20 protein-coding genes are annotated in these 24,640 nt (G+C 62.3%); 6 read left to right on the plus strand and 14 right to left on the minus strand.

Annotated elements, in window-relative coordinates; translation table 11 throughout:
- Position 1: 1 nt before the first annotated feature.
- The 11 genes from astB to acs form a co-directional block, all read right to left on the minus strand.
- On the minus strand, positions 2 to 1,351 hold the full coding sequence (astB, locus tag HU764_RS18735; RefSeq protein ID WP_085272487.1) for an N-succinylarginine dihydrolase: 1,350 nt from the start codon (positions 1,349 to 1,351) through the stop codon (positions 2 to 4).
- 23 nt (positions 1,352 to 1,374) lie between these two features.
- Positions 1,375 to 2,838, minus strand: coding sequence for a succinylglutamate-semialdehyde dehydrogenase (gene astD, locus HU764_RS18740; protein ID WP_186681895.1), 1,464 nt, complete (start codon positions 2,836 to 2,838; stop codon positions 1,375 to 1,377).
- On the minus strand, positions 2,839 to 3,867 hold the full coding sequence (astA, locus tag HU764_RS18745; protein ID WP_027593082.1) for an arginine N-succinyltransferase: 1,029 nt from the start codon (positions 3,865 to 3,867) through the stop codon (positions 2,839 to 2,841).
- A gap of 86 nt (positions 3,868 to 3,953) precedes the next feature.
- The gene (gene aruF, locus HU764_RS18750) at positions 3,954 to 4,973 is read right to left on the minus strand and encodes an arginine/ornithine succinyltransferase subunit alpha (protein ID WP_027593083.1); all 1,020 of its coding nucleotides are present in this window, start codon (positions 4,971 to 4,973) and stop codon (positions 3,954 to 3,956) included.
- A 142-nt stretch (positions 4,974 to 5,115) separates the two neighbouring features.
- On the minus strand, positions 5,116 to 6,336 hold the full coding sequence (locus HU764_RS18755) for an aspartate aminotransferase family protein (protein WP_186703653.1): 1,221 nt from the start codon (positions 6,334 to 6,336) through the stop codon (positions 5,116 to 5,118).
- Positions 6,337 to 6,643: 307 nt separating this feature from the next.
- Positions 6,644 to 7,624: a transcriptional regulator ArgR gene (gene argR, locus HU764_RS18760; RefSeq protein ID WP_186703654.1), complete on the minus strand. Its 981-nt coding sequence runs from the start codon at positions 7,622 to 7,624 to the stop codon at positions 6,644 to 6,646.
- A gap of 104 nt (positions 7,625 to 7,728) precedes the next feature.
- Complete coding sequence (gene aotP, locus HU764_RS18765) at positions 7,729 to 8,493, minus strand: arginine/ornithine transport ATP-binding protein AotP (RefSeq protein ID WP_027593086.1); 765 nt, start codon at positions 8,491 to 8,493, stop codon at positions 7,729 to 7,731.
- Between the two features lie 22 nt (positions 8,494 to 8,515).
- A complete protein-coding gene (locus HU764_RS18770; protein WP_027593087.1) occupies positions 8,516 to 9,214 on the minus strand; it encodes an ABC transporter permease in 699 nt (232 codons plus the stop codon).
- Positions 9,211 to 9,900, minus strand: a complete 690-nt coding sequence (locus HU764_RS18775; protein WP_027593088.1) for an ABC transporter permease — start codon at positions 9,898 to 9,900, stop codon at positions 9,211 to 9,213. The genes HU764_RS18770 and HU764_RS18775 overlap by 4 nt, the downstream gene beginning before the upstream one ends.
- Positions 9,901 to 9,988: 88 nt before the next feature.
- Entirely contained in the window at positions 9,989 to 10,774 is a 786-nt protein-coding gene (locus HU764_RS18780; protein WP_085272483.1) for an ABC transporter substrate-binding protein, read from the minus strand.
- A gap of 624 nt (positions 10,775 to 11,398) precedes the next feature.
- Positions 11,399 to 13,360, minus strand: a complete 1,962-nt coding sequence (gene acs, locus HU764_RS18785; RefSeq protein ID WP_027593090.1) for an acetate--CoA ligase — start codon at positions 13,358 to 13,360, stop codon at positions 11,399 to 11,401.
- Between the two features lie 409 nt (positions 13,361 to 13,769).
- On the opposite strand from acs, the gene HU764_RS18790 reads away from it, so the two are divergent.
- Positions 13,770 to 14,024: a DUF2790 domain-containing protein gene (locus tag HU764_RS18790; RefSeq protein WP_027593091.1), complete on the plus strand. Its 255-nt coding sequence runs from the start codon at positions 13,770 to 13,772 to the stop codon at positions 14,022 to 14,024.
- Positions 14,025 to 14,096: 72 nt separating this feature from the next.
- Here the strand turns inward: HU764_RS18790 and HU764_RS18795 are convergent, their stop codons facing one another.
- Entirely contained in the window at positions 14,097 to 15,656 is a 1,560-nt protein-coding gene (locus tag HU764_RS18795) for a sigma-54-dependent phenylalanine hydroxylase transcriptional regulator PhhR (protein WP_027593092.1), read from the minus strand.
- Positions 15,657 to 15,912: 256 nt separating this feature from the next.
- On the opposite strand from HU764_RS18795, the gene phhA reads away from it, so the two are divergent.
- The 4 genes from phhA (at position 15,913) to HU764_RS18810 (ending at position 18,708) form a co-directional block, all read left to right on the plus strand.
- On the plus strand, positions 15,913 to 16,701 hold the full coding sequence (gene phhA, locus HU764_RS18800) for a phenylalanine 4-monooxygenase (RefSeq protein ID WP_027593093.1): 789 nt from the start codon (positions 15,913 to 15,915) through the stop codon (positions 16,699 to 16,701).
- A 37-nt stretch (positions 16,702 to 16,738) separates the two neighbouring features.
- On the plus strand, positions 16,739 to 17,095 hold the full coding sequence (locus HU764_RS18805) for a 4a-hydroxytetrahydrobiopterin dehydratase (protein ID WP_027593094.1): 357 nt from the start codon (positions 16,739 to 16,741) through the stop codon (positions 17,093 to 17,095).
- A gap of 189 nt (positions 17,096 to 17,284) precedes the next feature.
- A complete protein-coding gene (locus HU764_RS27870) occupies positions 17,285 to 17,413 on the plus strand; it encodes a hypothetical protein (RefSeq protein WP_256214942.1) in 129 nt (42 codons plus the stop codon).
- Between the two features lie 95 nt (positions 17,414 to 17,508).
- A complete protein-coding gene (locus tag HU764_RS18810) occupies positions 17,509 to 18,708 on the plus strand; it encodes an MFS transporter (protein WP_099430130.1) in 1,200 nt (399 codons plus the stop codon).
- 121 nt (positions 18,709 to 18,829) lie between these two features.
- Here the strand turns inward: HU764_RS18810 and ydiJ are convergent, their stop codons facing one another.
- On the minus strand, positions 18,830 to 21,850 hold the full coding sequence (gene ydiJ, locus HU764_RS18815) for a D-2-hydroxyglutarate dehydrogenase YdiJ (protein ID WP_186681897.1): 3,021 nt from the start codon (positions 21,848 to 21,850) through the stop codon (positions 18,830 to 18,832).
- A gap of 151 nt (positions 21,851 to 22,001) precedes the next feature.
- Here ydiJ and HU764_RS18820 point away from each other — a divergent pair, with 151 nt between their 5' ends.
- The gene (locus HU764_RS18820; RefSeq protein ID WP_027593098.1) at positions 22,002 to 22,886 is read left to right on the plus strand and encodes a LysR substrate-binding domain-containing protein; all 885 of its coding nucleotides are present in this window, start codon (positions 22,002 to 22,004) and stop codon (positions 22,884 to 22,886) included.
- A gap of 119 nt (positions 22,887 to 23,005) precedes the next feature.
- Here HU764_RS18820 and HU764_RS18825 read toward each other — a convergent pair whose 3' ends face one another.
- On the minus strand, positions 23,006 to 24,424 hold the full coding sequence (locus HU764_RS18825) for an amino acid permease (protein ID WP_186681899.1): 1,419 nt from the start codon (positions 24,422 to 24,424) through the stop codon (positions 23,006 to 23,008).
- Positions 24,425 to 24,640 lie beyond the last annotated feature (216 nt).

The raw sequence follows: 24,640 nt of genomic DNA on the forward strand, positions 1-24,640 counted from the left end.
TTCAAGGTTGGCGTTGGAACGGATAGACCGAACCCAATTTCAGAATCTGGGTCAACTCATCCAGTGCCGTACGGCATTCGACCAGCAGTTGCGGATCGGCCAGCTCCGCTTCGCCAAGGCGATCGCGGTAATGCTTGTCGACCCATTGCAGCAGGGTGTCGTACAGCGGCGCGGTCATGATAACGCCTGGATTCACCGCCGCCAGTTCCGATTCCTTCAATGCCACGCGCAGACGCAGGCAAGCAGGGCCTCCGCCGTTCTGCATGCTCTGCTTGAGGTCGAACACTTTGACCTCTTTGACCGGGCCGCCCTGCTGGGTCAGTTGTTCCAGGTAGGCCCAGACGCGCTCGTTACTGCGGCACTCCTCCGGCACTACCAGCAGCATGGAGCCGTCGTCACGGCTGAGCAGCTGGCTGTTGAACAGGTACGAACGCACGGCGTCGTCTACTGCCACCGCCGCACGCGGCACTCGGATGGCCTGGAAGTTGCCGCCCTTGTGGGCCAGTTTAGCTTGCAGCTGGCCAAGCACCGCTTCGGTCTCGAGGAAGGCGTCCTCGTGGTAGAACAGCACCTCGCCGTTGCCCACCGAAATCACGTCATTGTGGAACACGCCCTGGTCGATCACTGCCGGGTTCTGTTGAGCGTAGACCACGCCGTCGTCGCGCAGGCCGTGCAGCCGCACCACGGCCTGGGAAGCCTCCAGGGTTTGCCGTGCCGGGTACTTCTGCGGCGCAGGGTAGCGGCTGTCGAAGGCGCTGCGGCCGTAGACGAAGAATTCGACGCCCGCCTCGCCGTAGCTGCGACAGAAGCGGGTGTGGTTGGCCGCGCCCTCGTCACCGAACTGCGCCACCGCCGGCAATGCCTCGTGGTGGGCGAAGTGTTTGTCATCGGCGAACATCGCCCCCAGCACACGGCTGGTGGTCGGGTGCTCGATGCTGCGGTGGTATTTGCAGTTGAGGTTGGCAGCAGTGAAATGCACGCGGCCATCGGCGGTGTCGGCACTGGGGCTGACCGTGGCAGCGTTGGCCACCCACATGCTCGAGGCCGAGCAGCTGGCCACCAACAACGGCATGGCCTGCTTGGCAGCGCGCTGGATCACCTCGGCATCGCTGCCAGTGAAGCCCAGGCGGCGCAGCGCAGCCACGTCCGGGCGCTCCTGCGGGGCCAGCACGCCCTGCTTGAAGCCCATGTCGGCCAAAGCCTTCATTTTTGCCAGGCCCTGGCGCGCCGCTTCACGCGGGTTGGACGCCTGCTGGCTGTTGCTTTGCGAAGCCACATTGCCGTAAGACAAGCCGCCATAGTTGTGGGTAGGCCCCACCAGGCCATCAAAATTCACTTCATAGGATTTCATCGGCTAGGCTCCGAGACCGTTTGTTATAGGGTGACGCCCGGCGTCAAGGTTGCCGGCAAGGCGAGGCTGGCGGTCTCCAGCGAAGCCACGGGGTAAGCGCAGTAGTCGGCCGCGTAATAGGCGCTGGCGCGGTGGTTGCCGCTGTTGCCGACACCCCCGAACGGCGCGCTGCTGGCGGCGCCGGTCAACTGTTTGTTCCAGTTGACGATGCCCGCCCGGCTGCGCAGCCAGAAGTACTGGTAACGGGCGCGGGAGTCGGACAGCAGACCGGCGGCCAGGCCGTACTGGGTGTTGTTGGCCTCATCGATGGCGGCCTCGAAATCGGCGTAGCGAATCACCTGCAGCAACGGGCCGAAGAACTCTTCGTCCGGGCGGTCGGCAACGGCGCTGACATCGAGAATGCCTGGCGTCAGCAACGCGGCATCGGCCTCGGGTTGGGTCATTTCCAGCAACTTCACGGCGCCCTTGCCCACCAGCTCGGCCTGGGCTGCGATCAGCGCCTGCGCTGCCTGCAGCGAAATCACCGAACCCATGAACGGCGCTGGCTGCTGGTCGAAAGCGCCAACGGTGATGCTTTTGCACACCTCGACCAGCCGCGTGATCAACGAATCGCCCCACGCCCCTTGCGGCACCAGCAGGCGTCGTGCACAGGTGCAGCGCTGGCCAGCAGAAATGAAGGCCGACTGGATGATGGTGTACACCGCGGCGTCCAGGTCCTTGACCTCGTCCACCAGCAACGGGTTGTTGCCGCCCATTTCCAGCGCGAGGATCTTGTCCGGGCGCCCGGCGAACTGCTGGTGCAACAGGTTGCCAGTGCGGCTGGAGCCGGTGAAGAACACCCCGTCGATACCCGGGTTGGCCGCCAGCGCCACGCCGGTTTCACGCGCGCCCTGGACAAGGTTGAGCACTCCGGCAGGCAGGCCAGCGGCGATCCAGCAGTTGACCGTCAGTTCGGCCACCTTGGGCGTCAGTTCGCTGGGTTTGAAGACAACGCAGTTGCCCGCCAGCAGTGCCGGCACGATGTGCCCATTGGGTAAGTGGCCGGGGAAGTTGTAGGGCCCGAACACCGCCACCACACCGTGGGGCTTGTGCCGCAGCACGGCCGTGGCATCGGCCAGTGGGCCGCTTTTTTCACCGGTGCGCTCACGGTAGCTCTGTACCGAAATCGCCACCTTGTTGATCATGCTGGTGACTTCGGTCGCCGATTCCCACAGCGGCTTGCCGGTTTCTTCGCCGATGCAGTGCGCCAGCGCTTCGGCATGCTGCTTCAGCTGTTCGGCAAACTTTTCCAGCACATCGATACGTGCCTCCAGGCTCAACTGTGCCCAGGCCGGAAAGGTCTGGCGCGCAGCCTTCACGGCAGCGTCAACCTGGCTGGCGTCGGCGCCCTGCCCGTCCCAGACAACCGCCTGGGTCACGGGGTTGAGCGATTGCAGGGGTGCTCCCTGGCCGGCCTGCCAATCGCCGGCGATGTAATGCGTAGTCATTTACTGGGCCTCCCGGCTCGCCGACAGCGGCACGGCACGCACGTTGTCGCCAGCCCCCATGCGCAGGCGCTTGGCGGTCAGCGGGTCGACCACTAGGGTGCCAGCCGCCAGGCGTGCAGGCGCGGCCGTGATGCGGCAGTCGTCGCGTTTGCGGTTGTGGATGATGTAAGGGGTGGCGTCATCGCCCGGGGTACCGACCGCCAGCACCAGGGTCTGGCTTTCGCGCACGGCACGAATCTTGGCGGTCTCGCACTCGATGGCGGGGCCTGCGTCGAAGATGTCGACATAGCCCTGGTAGTTGAAACCTTCCTGCTTGAGCATGGCCAGCGCAGGCTCGGTGTCGGTGTGTACACGCCCGATCACGTTGCGCGCGGCTTCGGAGAGGAAGCAGGTGTACAGCGGGAACTTGGGCATCAGCTCGGCGATGAACGACTTGTTGCCCACCCCGGTCAGGTAGTCGGCCTGGCTGAACTCCATCTTGAAGAAGTGGCGGCCCAGGCTTTCCCAGAACGGCGAGCGGCCCTGCTCGTCGGACATGCCGCGCATCTCGGCAATGATCTTCTTGCCGAACAGCTCCGGGAACTCGGCGATGAACAACATCCGCGCCCGCGACAGCAAGCGGCCATTGAGGCCAGAACGGTAGTCACTGCGCAAAAACAACGAGCAAAGCTCGGAGTTGCCGGTCAGGTCGTTGGCCAAGAACAGGGTGGGGATCTCGCGGTAGATGTTCAGCTCCTGCGAGGCGCTGACGGTGAGCCCGACCCGGTAGTTGTACCAAGGCTCACGCAGGCCGACGGCCCCGGCGATGGCACTGATGCCCACCACCAGGCCTTCGTCGTTTTCCAGCACGAACAGGTAGTCGGTATCGCCCCGCTCGGCTTCGCCACGGAAGCTCTTCTCGGCCCAGCCCACGCGATGCCCAAGGCGCTCTTCGTTGGCTGGCAGCGTGGTCAGCCCGGTGGTACCAGTGCTGCGAGCCAATTCGATCAGCGCGGGTAAATCGCTGCTGCGTACGGGACGAACGATCATGCTATCTCCTTGAGCGGCGACCTCTGCCACCGCGAAACGCTTCGTTTCGAGCTTGCTGTTTCGAGCTGCCTGCGCAGGCTCACGCCTTACACGGCAACCAGCCGCACGCTTGCACCCTCACCGACACCCAGGGCCTCGGCCGCGTCGCGCCCCAGGCTGACCGGTTTGCCGGGCACCCAGTCGAGTTCCAGCAACACCGCGCGGTAGTCCTGCAACTGGCCGTTGCACACCAGGTACGGGCGCCCACCCTTGGCCGGGGCCTCCTCCAGCTTGACCGGTACTACACGGCTCTGGGCAATCGAGCGAATGCCCGAAGCCCGTGCGTGCAAGGTCGGCCCGCCGTCGAAGATGTCGATGTAGTGCTCGGTCTCGAAGCCTTCCCGCATCAGGATGTCGAAGGTGATCTGCGCGCGCGGATGCACCTGGCCCATGGCCTCCTGAGCTTCGTCGGGCAGCAGCGGCACGTAGATCGGGTAGTGCGGCATCAGTTCGGCCAGGAAGGTACGGCTCTTCAGCCCGCACAGGCGCTCGGCATGGGCGTAGTTGAGGTCGAAGAAGTTGCGGCCTATGGCATCCCAGAAGGGCGACTCGCCCTGATCGTCGCTGTAGCCCACGATCTCGGTCACCACCGAATCGGCAAAACGCTCCGGGTGCGAGGCCATGAACAGCAGGCGGCCACGCGAGTTGAGCTCGGCCCAGCCGCTGCCGACCAATTCGGGCAGCACGTAGAAGCTGGTCAGCAAGCTGTTGCCAGTCAGGTCGTGGCACAGCGAGAGAACGTGGATCTTGTTGTGGATCTTCAGCTCGCGCGAGGCGTGCACGAAGGTCTCGTTACGGAAACTGTAGAACGGCTCGGAGTAACCGGCCGAGGCGACGATGGCCGAGCAGCCGGCAAGCTTGCCGGTGTCGCTGTCTTCGAGCACGAAGAAGTAGCTTTCTTCGCCATTGAAGCTGACCTCGGCGGCGAAGGAGGTTTCCGACGCGGCGATCTTGTCGCCAAGACGGGCAGTATCGTCCGGCAGCGAGGTGACACCAATGGGGCTGTCGGCAGCCATGCGCTGCACTTCGTTCAGGTCAGCCATTTGCGCGGGGCGCATCACCAGCATGGTGTCACTCCTTTGGTAAAGCGGGCCGTTCGTGACGGCGCGAAAAAACGGCGGGCGCGTGATTGAAACGGCAAGCACGCGCCCGCACTGGAATTCAGCTATCGCCGGCCCGCTAAGGGCCGGCGAAGGGACCGCTGGCGAATCAGCCTTGGGTCAGTTTGGCCACGGCGCGCTCGAAGCGGTTCAGGCCTTCATCGATGTCGGCGTCTTCGACCACCAGGCTAGGCGCGAAACGCACCACGTCCGGGCCGGCCTGCAGCACCATCACACCTTCTTTCTCGGCGGCGTTGAGCACGTCCTTGGCCTTGCCCTGCCAGGCGTCGGTCAGCACACAACCGATCAGCAGGCCGACACCACGCACCTGGGAGAACAGGCCGTACTGCTGGCCGATCTGCTCCAGGCGGGTTTTGAAGCGTGTGTGCTTGGCCTTGATGCCGGCCAGGGTTTCAGGGGTGTTGATCACGTCCAGCACCGCGCAGGCGACGGCGCAACCCAGTGGGTTACCGCCATAGGTGGTGCCGTGGGTGCCGACGGCCAAGTGTTTTGCCAGCTCCGTGGTAGTCAGCATGGCGCCGATTGGGAAGCCGCCACCCAGGCTTTTGGCGCTGGTCAGGATATCCGGGGTTACACTGTAGTGCTGGTAAGCGTACAGCGAACCGGTACGGCCAACGCCGGTCTGCACTTCGTCGAAGATCAGCAGGGCATTGTGCTCATCGCACAGCTTGCGTGCGCCTTCCAGGTACGCCTTGTCGGCCGGCACCACACCACTTTCGCCCTGGATCGGTTCGATTACCACCGCGCAAGTCTTGTCGGAAATCTGTGCTTTCAGTGCTTCCAGGTCGTTGTACGGCACATGGCTGATGCCGGTGATCTTAGGCCCGAAGCCATCGGAGTACTTCGGCTGGCCACCGACGCTGACAGTGAACAGGGTACGCCCGTGGAAGCTGTTCACGGTGGCGATGATTTCGTGCTTTTCAGGGCCGAAGCGGTCATGGGCCACGCGACGGGCCAGCTTGAAGGCGGCCTCGTTGGCCTCGGCGCCGGAGTTACAGAAGAAGGCACGGTCGGCAAAGGTCGCGTCTACCAGCTTGTGCGCCAGGCGCAGGGCCGGCTCGTTGGTGAAGACGTTGGACACGTGCCAGAGGGTGTTGGCCTGCTCGGTCAGCGCCTTGACCAGTGCCGGATGGCAGTGACCCAGGGCATTGACGGCGATACCGCCAGCAAAGTCGATCAGCTCGCGACCCGACTGGTCCCAAACCCGGGAACCCTCGCCTCGGACAGGAATGAAGGCCGCCGGCGAATAGTTGGGAACCATGACCTGGTCGAAATCGGCACGTTGCACCGGGGCTTGCTCAACGGACATCTGAGTCTCCTGAAGAGGAACGCTGGCCTGGAAGTGGCGAGCGATGGGGGGATTGTAAGGACTGATCAGCGCCTGTCCTTGCGGCCAAGCGACAACTTGTTACAGCGCAAAACCCTGTTTTACCCAGGCTTTCGGCAATGCGACAAACACTGTCGCAATCGCGCAGTGTAACGGGAGTGGGTGGCTGGGTGAACGGGTGTTCACAAGGGATTCGGTGCCTTTGGGCGTACGCCGATAGTTTAGCGGCGCCTGGGAGATCGAGCGCCGCCCTCACCCCCAAGGCATTCGCCCGAACCCAACCAGAATCTCAGCCTTTTTCAGCCGGCGCCGAGCTCAACTCGAACGGGCTGCTGTTACGCCGCTGGTTGCGATCTTCCCGCGGCGTCGCGCCAAAGAAGTTACGGTAGGCACTGGAAAAATGCGGCCCCGAAGAGAACCCGCACGACAAGCCGATCTGGATGATCGACTTGCTGGTCTGCATCAGCATCTGCCGCGCCTTGTTCAGCCGCAGCTCAAGGTAATACTGGCTAGGTACGCGGTTCAGGTACTGCTTGAAGATTCGCTCCAACTGCCGACGCGACACGCACACATGCTGGGCGATCTCGTCGGTGGTCAGCGGCTCTTCGATGTTGGCTTCCATCAGCAGCACAGCCTGGGTCAGTTTGGGGTGGCTGGAGCCCAAGCGGTTTTGCAACGGAATGCGCTGACGCTCGCCGCCCTCGCGAATGCGCTCGACCACCAGCTCCTCGGACACCGCCCCCGCCAGCTCCGCGCCATGATCACGCGCCAGCACGGCCAGCAACAGGTCGGTCACTGCCATACCACCACAGGCAGTCAGGCGGTCGCGGTCCCAGTCGAACAGGTGGCTGGTAGCGATGACCTTGGGGAAGCGCTCGGCAAAATCATCCTGCCAGCGCCAGTGCACCGCCGCGCGGTAACCGTCGAGCAGGCCAAGCTGCGCCAGCGGATACACACCGGCAGACAAGCCACCGATCATGCAACCACTGCGCGCCAGTTGCTTGAGTGCAGTCGACAGCACCGAACCCACGGCCTGCGGCGGCTCGTCGGACAGCAACAAGAGCTTCTGGCACCCTTCGAGGCGGCCATTCCACGGCTCGCCCGGCAGGCGCCAGGCGCCCTCCACCGCCGGCTCCGCCTGCAGAAACGCCAAGTCGTAGACCACGTCCGGATGCACCCGCTGGGCCACCTGCAACACTTCCTCGGCCAGCGCCAGGGTCAAGGGCTTGGTGCTGGGCCAGATGAGAAAACCGATTCGCTGGGTGGTCATAGGGTGCGGTCCGAAACCTTGGGGGGCGTTCACGTCAGTGGCACAGGGTCAGGCTGCGCTCGCTGCGCAGCATGCCCTATTCTGGTGCAAAGATGCAGCCTACTTTACTTGAGGCTGCCGGAGAGAAATTGCTTGAGCCGCTCCGATTGCGGGTTGGCCAGCACCTCGCGCGGGCAGCCGGTCTCTTCGACCAAGCCTTTGTGCAAGAACACCAACTGGTTCGACACCTCGCGGGCAAAGCCCATCTCGTGGGTCACCACCACCATGGTCCGGCCTTCCTGGGCCAGCGCCTGCATGACCTTGAGCACATCGCCCACCAGCTCGGGGTCAAGGGCCGAGGTCGGCTCGTCGAACAGCATCACCTCAGGCTCGACGGCCAGGGCACGGGCAATCGCCACCCGCTGCTGCTCACCACCGGACATGTGCCCCGGGAAGGCATCCTTGCGGTGGGCCACACCGACCTTGGCCAGGTAGTACTCGGCCTTTTCCAGGGCCTCTTTCTTGCTCACCCCAAGCACGTGCACGGGGGCTTCGATGACGTTCTCCAACGCGGTCATGTGCGACCACAGGTTGAAATGCTGGAACACCATCGACAGGCGCGAGCGCATGCGCTGCAACTGGCGCGCGTCGGCCGCCTTGAGCGCGCCATCTTTTCCGGCGACCAGTTTCAGCTCTTCGTTATTGAGCAGAATCTTGCCGGCGTGGGGCTGCTCCAGCAGGTTGATGCAGCGCAGGAAGGTTGACTTGCCCGAACCGCTGGAGCCGATGATGCTGATCACATCGCCTGCCTTGGCCGCCAGGGACACGCCCTTGAGCACTTCATGGCTGCCATAGCGCTTGTGCAGGTCTTGGACTTCGAGTTTGTACATGCTGTCGATTCTCACAAAGCGGTCAGTGCTTGCGCGGCGCCAGGTAGCCGAGCCAGCGGCGTTCGGCCATCTTGAACAGGCGCACCAGGATGAAGGTCAGGCACAGGTAGAACACGCCCGCCGTGATGTAGGCCTCGAAAGGCAGGTAGTACTGGGCATTGACCGTGCGCGCCGCACCCGTGATGTCGATCAGGGTGACGATCGACGCCAGGCTGGTGGTCTGCAGCATCATGATCACTTCGTTGCTGTACTGCGGCAATGCCCGGCGCAAGGCCGAGGGCAGCAGGATGCGGCGGTACATCTTGAAGCGCGACATGCCCATGGCCTTGGCCGCTTCGATCTCGCCATGGGGCGTGGCCTTGAGGCTGCCGGCGATGATTTCTGCGGTGTAGGCGCTGGTGTTGACGGCAAAGGCCAGGCAAGCGCAGAAGGTCGCACTGGACAGCAGCGGCCAGAAGATGCTCTCGCGCACCGCTTCGAACTGGGCCAGGCCGTAGTAGATCAGGAACAACTGCACCAGCATCGGTGTGCCGCGAATCACGTAGGTGTACAGCCAGGCGGTGAGGTTCACGAGCGGCTGCTTGGACACCCGCATCAGCCCCAGCGGAATCGCCGCGAGCAAACCGAACAACAGCGACAGCGCCAGCAGCTTCAGGGTAGTCAGCAACCCGCCCAAGTACAGCGGCATGGCCTCCCACACCACGTTGTAGTCGAAGATCATAGTTCAACCACCTTGACGCCTACCGAGTAGCGTTTTTCAAGATACTTCAGCGCCAGCAGCGAGACACTGGTCAAGACCAGGTACAGGGCCGCCACCGCCAGGAAGAAGGTGAAGGGTTCACGGGTAGCGTCCGCCGCCTGCTTGGCCTTGAACATCATGTCCTGCAGGCCGACCACCGAGATCAGCGCCGTGGCCTTGGTCAGCACCAGCCAGTTGTTGGTGAAGCCCGGGATGGCCAGGCGGATCATCTGCGGCACCTGGATGCGGAAGAACACCTGACGGTTGCTCATGCCATAGGCCACGCCGGCTTCGGCCTGGCCCTTGGGGATGCCGAGGAAGGCGCCGCGGAAGGTTTCCGACAGGTAGGCGCCAAAAATGAAGCCCAAGGTCCCGATACCCGCCGCCAGCGGATTCAGGTCGATGTAGTCTTCGTAACCGAGCAGCGGCGCTACCCGGTTGATGATGTCCTGCCCGCCGTAGAAGATCAGCAGGATCAGTACCAAGTCCGGAATACCACGGATGACCGTGGCATACATATCGCCCAGCCAAGCCAGCCAGCGCACCGGCGACAAGCGCAGCGCCACACCGATCAGGCCGAGCACGATGGCCAGGGCCATCGACGACAGGGCGAGCTGCAGCGTCAGCCACGCCCCGTCGAGGATGACTGCCCCGTAGCCTTTCAACATGATGAGGTCCTCGACCTAGAGAATGAAAAATGGTGCAAACCTCAGAGCCTCTGCTGTTTGCACCATTGCACAGGTTTAACCCGACGTCTTACTTCGAGTCTGGACCGTAGATATCGAAATTGAAGTACTTGGCTTCGATTTGTTTGTACTTGCCGTTGGCACGGATGGCGTCGATGGCCGCGTTGATGCGGTCGACGTTAGCCTTGTCGCCCTTGCGCACGGCAATGCCGATGCCATCACCGAAGTACTTGGCGTCGGTGAATGCGGGGCCTACGAACGCGAAGCCTTTGCCAGCGTCGGTCTTCAGGAAGCCATCTTCCAGCAGGGTGGCGTCAGCCACGGTGCCATCGAGGCGACCGGCCGCGACATCCAGGTAGATTTCGTTCTGGGTGCCGTAAGGGACCACGGTGGCACCTTTGGCGCCCAGTACTTCCTTGGCGAAGCGGTCATGGATCGAGCCACGCTGCACGCCGATCTTCTTGCCCTGCAGTTCGTTGAGGTTGTCGCTGACGGTGGTGCCTTCCTTCATGACCAGGCGCGCTGGGGTCAGGTAGTAGCGCTTGGTGAAGTCGACCGATTTCTTGCGGTCTTCGGTGATCGACATCGACGACAGGATAGCGTCGATCTTGCGCACCTTCAGTGCCGGGATCAGGCCGTCGAACTCTTGCTCGACCCAGGTGCACTTGGCTTTCATCTCTTCACACAGGGCATTGCCGATGTCGTAGTCGAAACCGGCGATGCTGCCGTCGGGCTGCTTGAAGGCGAAGGGTGGGTAAGCGGCTTCGATACCGATTTTCAACGGTTTTTCATCGGCCTGCGACACCAGGGAAAACACGGACAGCGCCAGGGCGCCAAGCAGTGCGAGCTTCTTCATCAGGTAACTCCATCGGTACGGGGCAATACAAGGCAGGGTAACAACTGCCCGATATGCGAATGGGTACAACGCGAGCCGCGCAGGGTTCGACCAAGGCCGCAGACCACGAGCGAGTGAGTGGCATTTTAACGACAGCCCTGTAGTCGATATTTCTTCAAAGCGACAACTACTTACAGAAGCGCTTGAAACCACTGCGGGCGATGTTGACAGCCATTGCAAAACATGCAAAGGCGCAAGGAAAATAACCTATAGACCTAGCAATTACTGGGCCTATTATTCGCAAAGCCTTGTACGACGGCAAGTGTAGCGTGCTGTGTTGCAGAAAATGGCTCGGCGAACGCACCGAAACGGGTCATGACTGTTTCCGCTCGCCCCGCGCCTGTGCGTAATCGGTGACAGAAGAGTTACCGATGAATGTCGGGTAACAGTAAAGCAAAAAACCCCGCCGGTTGCCCGTGCGGGGTTTTCTGACACATACACACCCCTGTAGGAGCGGCCTTGTGTCGCGATGGGGCGCGAAGCGGCCCCACCATTTCAGCTTCGCCACTGGCAATGCCGGGGCCGCTTTGCGGCCCTTTCGCGACACAAGGCCGCTCCTACAAGGGCTCGCGCTCTGCCCCAATATCAGGCCGTAGCCAGGTTCATGGCTTTGTGCGTGTCGATCAGGTGCTGCACCACACCCGGGTCGGCCAGGGTCGAGATATCACCCAGCGAGCCGTATTCCGCCGTGGCGATCTTGCGCAGGATACGCCGCATGATCTTGCCCGAGCGTGTCTTCGGCAACCCTGGCGCCCACTGGATCACATCCGGCGAGGCAATCGGACCGATCTCCTTGCGCACCCAGTTCTTCAGCTCCAGGCGCAATTGTTCGCTAGGCTCCACGCCGGCATTGAGGGTGACATAAACATAGATGCCCTGGCCCTTGATGTCGTGCGGCACGCCCACCACAGCCGCTTCCGCAACCTTGGAATGGGCAACCATGGCGCTTTCGATCTCGGCAGTCCCCATGCGGTGGCCAGACACGTTGAGCACGTCGTCCACACGCCCGGTGATCCAGTAGTAACCATCCTCGTCGCGGCGCGCGCCGTCACCGGTGAAGTACATGCCCCGGAAGGTTTTGAAGTAGGTGTCGACGAAGCGGTCGTGGTCGCCATACAGCGAGCGCGACTGGCCCGGCCAGGAATCGAGAATCACCAGGTTGCCTTCAGCAGCGCCATCGATCAGGTTGCCCAGGTTATCCACCAGCGCCGGCACCACGCCGAAGAACGGACGGGTCGCCGAACCCGGCTTGAGGCCAGTGGCGCCCGGCAGTGGGCTGATCAGGATGCCGCCGGTCTCGGTCTGCCACCAGGTGTCGACGATCGGGCAACGCTCCTTGCCGACGGTCTTGTAGTACCAGTTCCACGCTTCGGGGTTGATCGGTTCGCCGACCGAACCCAACAGGCGCAGGCTGGAACCATCAGCCCCCTCTACCGCAGCCTGCCCTTCGGCCATCATGGCGCGGATTGCGGTCGGTGCGGTGTAGAGGATATTGACCTTGTGCTTGTCGACGATCTTCGACACACGGGTGATGTCCGGGTAGTTCGGCACGCCTTCGAACAGCAAGGTGGTGGCGCCATTGGCCAGCGGGCCGTAGACGATGTAGCTGTGGCCGGTGACCCAGCCAACGTCGGCGGTGCACCAGTAGACTTCACCTGGGCGGTAGTCGAACACGCGCTCGTGGGTCAGCGCGGCGTAAACCAGGTAACCCCCGGTGGTGTGCAGCACGCCCTTGGGCTTGCCGGTGGAGCCGGAGGTGTAAAGGATGAACAGCGCTTCTTCAGCGCCCATCTCTTTCGGCGCGCAGTGGCTGGAGGCCACTTTCATCAGGTCTTCGTACCAGATGTCGCGGTGTTGGTGCCAGGCGATATCGCCACCGGTGCGCTTGCACACGATGATCTTCTGCACGCTGCTGGTCTCAGGGTTGGTCAGCGCCAGGTCGACGTTGCCTTTGAGCGGCGTACGGCGCCCGCCACGCACACCTTCGTCGGCGGTGATCACCACCTTGGACTTGCAGTCGATGATTCGGCCAGCCAACGCCTCAGGGGAGAAGCCGCCGAACACCACCGAGTGGATTGCACCGATGCGGGCACAGGCCAGCATGGCGACCACGGCCTCGGGGATCATCGGCATATAGATAGTCACCACATCGCCACGGTGCACGTCTTGGCCGCGCAGGGCGTTGGCGAACTTGCAGACCTGCTCGTGGAGCTCGCGGTAGGTGATGTTGCGGTGCTCGGAAGGGTCGTCGCCCTCCCAGATGATCGCCAGTTGGTCGCCACGCTCTTCGAGGTGACGGTCCAGGCAGTTGGAGGAAACGTTCAGAGTGCCGTCGGCAAACCACTTGATATCGACATGGTGGTCATCGAACGAGGTCTGCTTGACCTTGGTGAACGGCTTGATCCAGTCGAGACGCTGGGCCTGCTCGCGCCAGAAGCCGTCCGGGTTGATCACCGATTGCTGGTACATGGCCTTGTAGGTGGCCTCGTCGGTCAGGGTAGTGGCCGCAACCTCGGGACGAACGGGATACAGTGGAGCCGCACTCATCTGTGTTACCTCGGTGTAATAGTTGTTTTTGTATGGAACCGTTTGTAACTGTACCAGAGCGGCAAAAGCCATTCGACGTTGGTAGTAAAGCAGCGGATTTTGGTACTGACGTACGAGCAAAGCGCTCTAGCACGCGGCTCGCAGCCCTAGGCAGAAAGAATCGCCGTTTTTTTTCGCGTGATTGTTACAGATTCTGTCAAAACACTTTATCAAAAGTCCCACTGTTTCAGCGGTTGCCATCTGCCTAGAATTCATCTCGCCAACAACGGCAAGGCGATTAACTTCTGGCAACAGCCCCCACGAAGGCAAGCGTTAATCACCCGCTAAATCCCGATCGTTAAAACTAGCAGCACTCGCGGCGCCACAAGCGCCGCGCACCCCCTCACGACCTTAGACAGGTAAATAGAAAATGAAAGCTTTACTGGTATTGGTACTTGGCAGTCTTTGCGGCGCGGCAATGGCCGGCGAAGCAAACGATGCCGAGCAGATTCCGGTTGAACAGTACAGTTACTCGCAGCACTTGGACATTGCCCGCGTCATCTCCATGAGCGAAGTGCCCAACGTCTGTGAAGTCGTGCCCGCCCGCATGACCTACGAGGACTCCCAGGGCCAGAAGCACATTCTTGAATACCGCGTGATGGGGAACGGTTGCTCTAACGGCTAACCCTTGAGATCGGGGCCCCGCTGGGGCCCTTCGCGGGTTTCCCCGCGAACAAATAAACCCAGTCGGCTGGCATTATTCAGTTGACTTGCCCAACGCATAATCCCGCAACTTATTGGCAATCGTGGTGTGCGAAACACCCAGTCTTTTGCCCAGCGCGCGACTACTTGTAAATTCCCCCATCAAACTTTCCAGCACGGCTTTTTCAAAACGGCCGACAATCTGTGAAAGGTCCCCTTCCAATGAAAACTCTCCCAACGGTTGCCGCACACCGTAGTCCGGCAAACGTATATGTTCACTTTTAACTACACCGCCTTCACATAACGAAACCGCCTGGAACAATACGTTTTCCAGTTGCCGTACGTTGCCTGGCCAGTGGTACTGGCTTAGTTTATCCATCGCGGCCGGTAATAACCGTGGCAAGGCGCAGCCGATCTGCCGGCTGGCCTGGTCGAGAAAGTGCTGCACCAAGCCTTCCAGCCCGTCCATGCACTCACGCAATGGCGGAATGTGCAGCGACAGCACGTTGAGGCGGTGGTACAGGTCCTGGCGGAACTCACCGCGCGCGCACAGCTCGGACAAATCCACCTGGGTGGCGCAGATCACCCGCACATCCAGGTACACCTCTTCATCACTGCCTACGCGGCGAAAGCAACCGTCCTGCAGAAAGCGCAGCAGTTTCACCTGCAAACGCGGGCTCATCTCCCCTACCCCATCAAGGAACAGCGTACCGCCGGCCGTCAGCTCCAGCAGGCCCAGCTTGCCCTCGGCCCGCGCACCCTCGAAAGCACCCGGCCCGTAGCCGAACAGCTCGGTCTCGGCCATGGACTCTGGCAACCCCGCACAGTTGAGCGCCATTAACGGCGACTGCCCACGCGGGCTGGCCAGGTGGCAGGCACGTGCCAGCAACTCCTTGCCGGTGCCGGTCTCCCCTTCGATCAGCAAAGGGGCATCCAAGGGCGCCATGCGCCGTGCCTCGCGCACCACCGCCGCCATCACCCGCGAGCTCTGGAAGATACTGTCAAAGCCGCGCAGTTCCTGCTTGCGCACGTTGTAGATGCGCTCACCGATACGGTCGGCGCGGTGCAAGGTCAGCACCGCGCCGGCCAGCGCCTCGCTGTCGTCATGCTCGGACTGCAAGGGGGCGATGTCGGCGAGAAACACATCCCCTTTCACCTTGACCCGCAGGCCATTGATACGCGACTTGTTGGCGCGCACCAACTCGGGCAGGTCGAAGTCTTCCACATAACGCGCCAGCGGCATGCCCGGTACCTCGTCGACGCGCACCCCGAGCAACTGCGCCGCAGTGCGGTTGGCGGCGACGATGCTGCCGCCCATGTCGATCGACAGCACCGGAAAGTCCAACGCACCCAGCAACGCGTTCAGCTCCATGTGCCGGCGCTCGCTGGGCATCAAGCCGACGCGTTTGACGCCGAACACCCCGGCAATGGCTTCGAACTTGGGCCGCAGTGCCTGAAACTGCAGGTTGATCAGGTTCGGGCAGTGCAGGTAGATGGCGTTGCCATGGTCGCCGCCCACCTCACCACGCAGCACGTTGATGCCGTACTCCACCAACAGGTTGAGGATGTCGCGAAGGATGCCGATGCGGTTCTGGCAATGCACTTTGATACGCATGAACGCTCTCGAAGCGCCGAAGTTTTTCAACCCGACGCAGAAAATTCGTAAAGATAAGCTGACAAAAACCCGTAAACCATCAGCCCTTTGCCCCGGATTTTCCGACACCTACGCCTTTTTGTAAAATTATCGTTACGAACCAGGACCGATCCTGGACCGGGGTGGCCACCCTACCCCCGTGCAAATCGGGCAATGAGGGGATATTCCTTAGGTATGTCGTGGACATAACAAGAAAAGCCCTCACCAGGAGAGCCACATGAAACAGACGCAATACGTGGCACGCGAGCCCGATGCGCATGGTTTTATCGACTACCCGCAGCAAGAGCATGCGGTGTGGAACACGCTGATCACACGCCAGCTGAAAGTCATCGAAGGCCGTGCCTGCCAGGAATACCTGGACGGCATCGATCAGTTGAAGCTGCCCCACGACCGTATCCCGCAATTGGGCGAGGTCAACAAGGTCTTGGGCGCCACCACCGGCTGGCAGGTTGCCAGGGTGCCAGCTTTGATCCCCTTCCAAACGTTCTTCGAACTGCTGGCCAGCAAGCGCTTCCCGGTCGCCACGTTCATCCGCACGCCGGAAGAACTGGACTACCTGCAGGAGCCCGACATCTTCCACGAGATCTTCGGCCACTGCCCGCTGCTGACCAACCCGTATTTCGCCGAATTCACCCACACCTACGGCAAGCTCGGCTTGGCTGCGACCAAGGAACAGCGCGTTTACCTGGCGCGCCTGTACTGGATGACCATCGAGTTCGGCCTGATGGAGACCCCGCAAGGTCGCAAGATCTATGGTGGCGGCATCCTCTCTTCGCCGAAAGAAACGGTCTACAGTCTGTCGAACGAACCGGAACATCAGGCGTTCGACCCGATCGAGGCGATGCGCACGCCGTACCGTATCGACATTCTGCAGCCGCTGTACTTCGTGCTGCCGAACCTCAAGCGCCTATTCGACCTGGCCCATGAAGACATCATGGGCATGGTGCAGCAAGCCATGCAGTTGGGCCTGCACACCCCCAAGTTTCCACCCAAGGTTGCTGCCTGAAGCCACCCTGATAACAACTCGAACTGGAAAAGACACCATGAATGCCTTGAACCAAGCCCACTGCGAAGCCTGCCGCGCCGACGCCCCGAAAGTCAGTGACGAAGAGTTGGCCGAGCTGATTCGCGAAATCCCGGACTGGAACATCGAAGTGCGCGACGGCCACATGGAGCTGGAGCGCGTGTTCAAGTTCAAGAACTTCAAGCACGCCCTGGACTTCACCAACGCCGTGGGTGAAATCGCTGAAGCCGAAGGCCACCACCCCGGCCTGCTGACCGAGTGGGGCAAGGTCACCGTGACCTGGTGGAGCCACTCGATCAAAGGCCTGCACCGCAACGACTTCATCATGTGCGCGCGCACCGACAAGGTCGCCGAGACGGCCGAAGGCCGTAAGTAACTAGCGAAAACGGGGCCGCAATGGCCCCGTTTTTTGTAAGGCAAATGTCCGTTATTCGCCCGTAAAACCGACAAACGAACGGGAAAAATTTCAAACTGTCATCCAGACTGCTGTATCCTGCCCCAGCTTTTTAAAGCCCCACACGCGCCTGGCGCAGCCTTTTCACTCACACTTGCGAGGAACGACGAGATGCATGAAATCCCGAATCTTCCCTTCCCAAGCCTGAACCCAGAAGAGCAAACCGTTACCGTCCATGCCGAGCCGACGCCTGCCGTCGACCAGGATGGTGACGATCAATCCAGCGCTGACCAGGAATAACTGCGCATCCCCCGACTGTGTGAAAACGGCTGACCTGCGGGCCACCCCCGTCATCACGTTTTCACACCGTCCAGAACTCTGCCACGAAGGCCCCCATGCCCCACTCACCGCGCCCCCTTGCGGTTACCCTGCAAGTCGTCTCCATCGTCCTTTTCACCTTTATCGGCTACCTGAACATCGGCATCCCCCTGGCCGTATTGCCCAGCTATGTGCACAACGACCTGGGCTTCAGCGCCGTGGTCGCTGGCCTGGTGATCAGTGTGCAATACCTGGCCACGTTGCTCAGCCGCCCGACGGCCAGCCGCATCATCGACAACCTCGGCAGCAAGAAGGCGGTGATGTATGGCCTGGCCGGTTGTGGGCTCAGCGGCGTATTCATGCTGGCTTGCGCCTTTCTCACCCACCTGCCCTGGCTGAGCCTGACCTGCTTGCTGATCGGCCGCCTGGTGCTGGGCAGCGCCGAAAGCCTGGTGGGCTCTGGCGCGATCGGCTGGGGCATCGGCCGAGTGGGCGCTGAGAATACCGCCAAGGTCATCTCCTGGAACGGCATTGCCAGCTATGGCGCTCTGGCCATTGGCGCGCCGCTGGGGGTGCTGATGGTCAAGACACTGGGGCTATGGAGCATGGGCGTGAGCATCATGCTGCTGTGCGCAGCCGGCCTTCTGCTGGCCTGGCCCAAGCGCGCGGCGCCCATCGTCAGCGGCGTGCGCCTGCCCTTCCTGAGCGTATTGGGCAAGGTGTTCCCGCATGGCTCAGGCCTGGCCTTGGGCTCGATCGGCTTTGGCACCATCGCCACGTTCATCACCTTGTACTACGCCAGCCGCGACTGGCCGAATGCCGCACTGACCTTGAGCCTGTTCGGCGCCAGCTTCATCAGTGCCCGCTTGCTGTTCGGCAACCTGATCAATCGCATCGGTGGTTTTCGCGTGGCGATTGCCTGCCTTTCGGTGGAGACCGTGGGGTTGTTGATGCTGTGGCTGGCACCCAGTGCCGAGCTGGCATTGGCAGGTGCGGCACTGAGCGGGTTTGGTTTTTCGCTGGTGTTCCCGGCGCTGGGCGTGGAGGCGGTGAACCAAGTGTCGGCGGCCAACCGCGGCGCGGCGGTTGGGGCGTATTCGCTGTTCATCGATTTGTCGCTGGGGATTACCGGCCCGCTGGTGGGTGCAGTGGCGGCGGGGTTCGGGTTTGCTTCGATGTTCTTGTTTGCGGCGGGGGCTGCGGCGTGCGGGCTGGTGTTGAGCCTTTACCTGTACAGGCAGGCGCGCCGGGCTCGGGATACCCTGCAGCAGTCCTGATTGTGCACTGCCTGTACCGGCCTCTTCGCGGGCAAGCCCGCTCCCACAGGAATCACCACAACCGTCGAGTCAACGGTATCCCTGTGGGAGCGGGCTTGCCCGCGAAGAGGCCGGTGCAGGTTTAACGCTGCGCGTACTGCAACACCACTTCCAGCGGATGGCGCATCTGCCGTTCGGTCATGCGCTTGACCTGGCTACGGCACGAATACCCCGTCGCCAGCGGCTCGTCTTGCTTGTCCAGCTTGGTCGCCCAGGACTGCTCGAAGATGGTCCGCGAGGTCTCCTGGTTTCGCGCTTCATGCCCATAAGTACCGGACATGCCACAGCAACCCGTAGCCTCGGTCACCAGCTTCAAGCCCAAGCGGGCAAACACTTGCTCCCATTGCCGGGTGCTGGCCGGCACGTTGGTCTTCTCGGTGCAGTGCGCCATCAGGCGGAAGCTGCCAGTATTGGCAGCCGCTTGCTCGGGCAATGCATCCATCAACCATTCCTGCGGCAACAGCACCTTCGGGCAGTCTTCCAGGCCTGGCACCTTCTGGTACTCCTGGCGATAGACCAAGGTCATCGCAGGGTCCAACCCCACCAGCGGTACACCACAATCGGCCAGGGCCTTGAGCTGGGTGCCATTACGGATCGCCGCCTTGGCGAACGCGCCAAGGAAGCCCTGTACGTGCAGCGGTTTGCCGTTGGCACTGTACGGCGCCAGGAACACCCGGTGGCCAAGGCGGTGCGCCAGGTCGATGAACGCGGCCAGCAGCGGCGTCTCGAAGTAACGGGTGAAGGCATCTTGCACCAGCACGATGCTGCGCTCACGCTGGGCCGGGGTCAGCTCGCGCAGCGCTGGCACGCTAGCCACGCCAACGCGGCAGCGGGTCAGGGTCGCCTGGAAGTTGAAACGACTGATCAGCGGGCTGTCGACCATGCCGACCTTGTCGGCCAGCAGCTTGCTCACCCACTTCGAGCCCATCACCGCGTTATACAGCCCCGGCGCATGCGCCAGGTATGGGATGGTGAACTCCAGCGAACCGATCAGGTAATCCCGCAATGGGCGCTGGTAGCGGCCGTGGTACAGCTCGAGGAAACGCGAGCGGAAGTCCGGCACGTTGACCTTGATCGGGCACTGCCCCGCGCAGGACTTGCACGCCAGGCAACCGGCCATGGCGTCGTAGACCTCGTGAGAGAAGTCCGCCTGCCCCTGGTCACGCCCGCGGTTGTTGCGCAGCCGTGCCGGCAGGCCCTTGAGCCAGGACACCTTGTTACGCGCCGCCGCCAGCACGTCGATATCCGCCGCGCCTTGCAAACGCAGCCACTCACGCATCAACGAGGCACGGCCCTTGGGCGAATGCTGACGCTCTCGGGTGGCCTTCCACGACGGGCACATAGCATCGTTGGGGTCGTAGTTGTAGCAGGCACCGTTGCCGTTACAGTGCACAGCGCTGCTGAAGTCCTGCCAGACACGCTCGTCGATGGTGCGGTCGAGGTCACCGCGCAAGGTCACGCCATCGACCCGGGTCAGGCCTTCGGCGCTGTCGGGTGGGGTGCAGATTTTGCCGGGGTTGAGCTGGTTGCGCGGGTCGAAAGCGCCTTTCAGGCGCTGCAGCGCCGGGTACAGCTCGCCAAAATATTCGGGCACGTATTCTGAACGCAGGCCCTTGCCGTGCTCACCCCACAGCAGGCCGCCGTAGCTTTTGGTCAGCGCCGCCACGGCATCGGAGATCGGCTTGACCAGCGCGGCCTGGGCCGGGTCTTTCATGTCCAGCGCCGGGCGCACGTGCAGTACACCGGCATCGACGTGGCCAAACATGCCATAGGCCAGGCCGTAGCCATCCAGCAATGCGCGGAAGTCGGCGATGTAGTCGGCCAACTGCTCCGGTGGTACTGCGGTGTCTTCCACGAACGGCTGCGGGCGCACCTCGCCCTCGACGTTGCCCAGCAGGCCCACCGAGCGTTTGCGCATGGTGTAGACGCGAGTGACCGCCTCGGCGCCCTCGGCCAGGGTGTGCCCCAGGCGCTCTACGCTGGTGTCGTTCTGCAGGTGCTGGATGAACGCCTGCACCCGTGCATTGACCTCGTCCGGCTGATCACCGCAGAACTCCACCAGGTTGATGCCCAGGGTCGGGCGCTCGGGGTCAGCCGGGAAATACTCGGCCACGCTGTGCCAGACGATGTCCTTCATGGCCAGCATCAACACCTTGGAGTCGACCGTTTCGATCGACAGCGGCTTGTGCGCCATCAGCGCATTGGCGTCACGCAGGGCGTCCATGAAGCTGGTGTAGCGGACGTTGACCAGCACCGCGTATTTCGGAATCGGCAGCACATTGAGCTTGGCTTCGACCACGTAGCCCAGCGAGCCTTCGGCGCCGCACAGCACGCTGTTGAGGTTGAAGCGCCCCTGTTCATCGCGCAGGTGTGCCAAGTCGTAACCCGTCAGGCAGCGGTTGAGCTTGGGGAAGGTGCTTTCGATCAGCTCGGCCTGGGTTTCCTGGATCTCGCGGGCCACACGGTAGACCTCGCCAACCCGGCCTGGCGCTGCGCAGGCCTGCGCCAGCGCAGCGTCATCGATGGGCAGGCTGTGCAGGCGCTCACCGCCGAGCAGCACGCTGTGCAGTTCGAGCACGTGATCGCGGGTCTTGCCGTAGGTGCAGCTGCCCTGGCCGCTGGCATCGGTGTTGATCATGCCGCCGACGGTGGCGCGGTTGGAGGTGGACAGCTCAGGGGCGAAGAACAGCCCGTGGGGCTTGAGCGCGGCATTGAGCTGGTCCTTGACCACACCGGCCTGGACCCGCACCCAACGCTCCTCGGCGTTGATTTCGAGGATGGTGTTCATGTGCCGCGACAGGTCGACGACGATGCCATCGGTCAGCGACTGGCCGTTGGTGCCGGTGCCGCCGCCACGCGGGGTCAGCTTGACCTGGGCAAAGCGCGCGTCCGCCATCAGCGCGGCGACCCGCGCCACGTCATCGGCGTCACGTGGGAACACCGCTGCCTGGGGCAGGCGCTGGTAAATCGAGTTGTCGGTGGCCAGCACGGTACGGGTGGCGTAATCGGCACTGATCTGGCCACGGAAGCCGCTGTTACGCAGGGCCTCGAGGAATTCGGGGTAGTTGGCGGTCGGTGCACTGGTCGGCAGCTGGGCGATCATCGACGGATGGCCTCTTGATATGGGCTAATTCACGGAAAACCTGTCAAGCCGGCATGGGTTGATTCACACCAGATGACGAATAGGCCAATGTTCCTGTAGTTTCGCGCCAAGGGCAAACGGATAATCCTGCCGCTATCGATGACTTTTATGAATGAATTACCGCCACCTGACACCGTCCATGTCGCTGCTGCTGGCGTTCGAGGCTGCCGCCCGGCATGAAAGCTATACTCGCGCCGCCGCCGAACTGTCGTTGACCCAAAGCGCTGTCAGCCGCCAGGTGCAGGCACTGGAGCAGCAATTGGGGCTGACGCTGTTCCGCCGCGAGGGGCGCCAGGTGCAGCTGACCGACGTCGGCCGGCTGTACCAGCGCGAGCTGAGCGAAGCCTTGGGGCGCATCCGCAGCGCCACCTTGCAGGCGCTGGCCTACCAGTCGGGTGTCGGCACGTTGCGCCTGGCCACCCTGCCCACCTTCGGCTCGAAATGGCTGCTGCCGCGGCTGCATGCGTTCTACAGCGCCCACCCGGGCATGCTGGTGCATATCCATTCACGGATCGAAGCGATCAATTTCGACACCAGCGAGATCGATGCGGCAATCGGTGTGGCGAGCCACGACCTGCCGGGGCTGATCTGCCACCGCCTGCACGCCGAAGAACTGCTGGTGATTCTGCCGCCAGAGGCCGGCGCCGACGCGCATGGCTGGAGCCCTGCCCGGGTTAGCGAAGAAGTGCTGCTGAACGTCGCCAACAACCCGCATGCCTGGGGCGAGTGGTTCTCGCACCACAGCCTGCCGCACCGGGCGATGCGCCTGGGCCCGAGCTTCGAGCTGACGTCGCACTTGATCCAGGCGGTGCGCGCCGGCATCGGCATCGGCCTGGTGCCGCGGATACTGGTGGAAGAGGAACTGGCCAAGGGCGAGCTGTTCAGCCCCGGCGAGGCGTTTGCCAGCCAACGCAGCTATTACCTGATCTATCCGCCACGCAACGAAGCGCTGCCGTCGTTGCGGGCGTTTCGCAGTTGGTTGTTGGAGCAGATCTGAGTTTTGTGCTGGTTGCACTGGCCTCTTCACAGCACAAGGCTGCTCCTACAAGGGGCGCGTAACGCAAAAAACCCGATGCCAGTCACCTGGCATCGGGTTTTTCTTGCCGCCTATGGCGATTACTTGGCCACGGTACTGGCAGCCCCGTTAGCCTGCGCGTCACGCTTAGGCTTGATGAGGTAGAAGAGGAACATCACCACCACCCACACCGGGATCGCATACACCGAGATCTGGATACCCGGGATCTGCAGCATGATGCCCAGGATCAGCACCACGAAAGCCAGGCAGATGTAGTTGCCGTAGGGGTACCACAGCGCCTTGAACAGCGGCTTCTGGCCGGTGCGGTTCAGGTGCTGGCGGAACTTCAGGTGCGAGTAGCTGATCATCGCCCAGTTGATCACCAGGGTCGCCACGACCAGCGACATCAGCAACTCCAGCGCATTCTGCGGGATGAAGTAGTTGAGCAGCACGGCAATCAGGGTCACCGCCGCCGAGACCAGGATCGAACGCACCGGCACACCGCGCTTGTCAACCTTGGCCAGGGCCGCCGGGGCATCACCCTGCTCGGCCATGCCCAGCAGCATGCGGGCGTTGCAGTAAGTGCCGCTGTTGTACACCGACAATGCTGCGGTCAGGACCACGAAGTTCAGCAGGTGGGCGGCCACATCGCTGCCCAGCAGGGAGAACACCTGCACGAACGGGCTGCTGCCGTAGCTGCCGCCGGACGCGTCGATGCTGGCGACCAGGTTGTCCCATGGGGTCAGCGACAACAGCACGACCAACGCGCCGATGTAGAAGATCAGGATGCGGTAGATGACCTGGTTGATAGCCTTGGGGATCACGGTTTTCGGTTTGTCGGCCTCGGCTGCGGTAAAACCGAGCATCTCCAGGCCACCGAAGGAGAACATGATGAACGCCAGGGCCATGACCAGGCCGCTGACACCATGCGGGAAGAACCCACCGTGTGCCCACAGGTTGGTCACCGACGCGTCCGGGCCACCGCTGCCGCTGGTCAGCAGGTAGGCACCCAGGCCGATCATGCCGACGATGGCCACGACCTTGATGATCGCGAACCAGAACTCGGCCTCACCGAATACTTTCACGTTCATCAGGTTGATGAAGTTGATCAGCAGGAAGAAGCCCGCCGCCGTGACCCAGGTCGGGATCTCCGGCCACCAGTAGTGGATGTACTTGCCGACCGCCGTCAGTTCCGACATGCCCACCAGGATGTAAAGCACCCAGCAGTTCCAGCCCGACATGAAGCCCGCGAAACCGCCCCAGTATTTGTGGGCAAAGTGGCTGAACGAACCGGCCACCGGCTCTTCGACGATCATCTCGCCCAACTGGCGCATGATCATGAAGGCGATGAAGCCGCAGATGGCGTAACCAAGGATCATCGACGGGCCGGCGGATTTCATCACGCCTGCCGAGCCGAGGAACAGACCCGTACCAATCGCACCGCCGAGAGCGATCAACTGGATGTGGCGGTTCTTCAGGCCCCGCTTTAGCTCGCCTGAATGCATGTTTTGTCCACTCATGAACGAAGTCACCTGCATTGTTTTTATCTGTGACGAAATCGGACCCACCGCGCTCGTGGCGCAGCGGAATGGGCAAGGTGGTTACCTTGGGTTTCTTGAACGCGGGCGCCGCCGAGGCGGTTCAGCCGGGTGTGATCAAGAGTGCGCGGTACGCAAGAGGGTCACAGGTAAAACGCGGCGCACTGTATACCCCTGCAAGCGCGCAGGCGTCAACGC

The organism is Pseudomonas kermanshahensis (assembly GCF_014269205.2).
In the GTDB taxonomy this organism is placed as follows: Bacteria; Pseudomonadota; Gammaproteobacteria; order Pseudomonadales; family Pseudomonadaceae; genus Aquipseudomonas; species Aquipseudomonas kermanshahensis.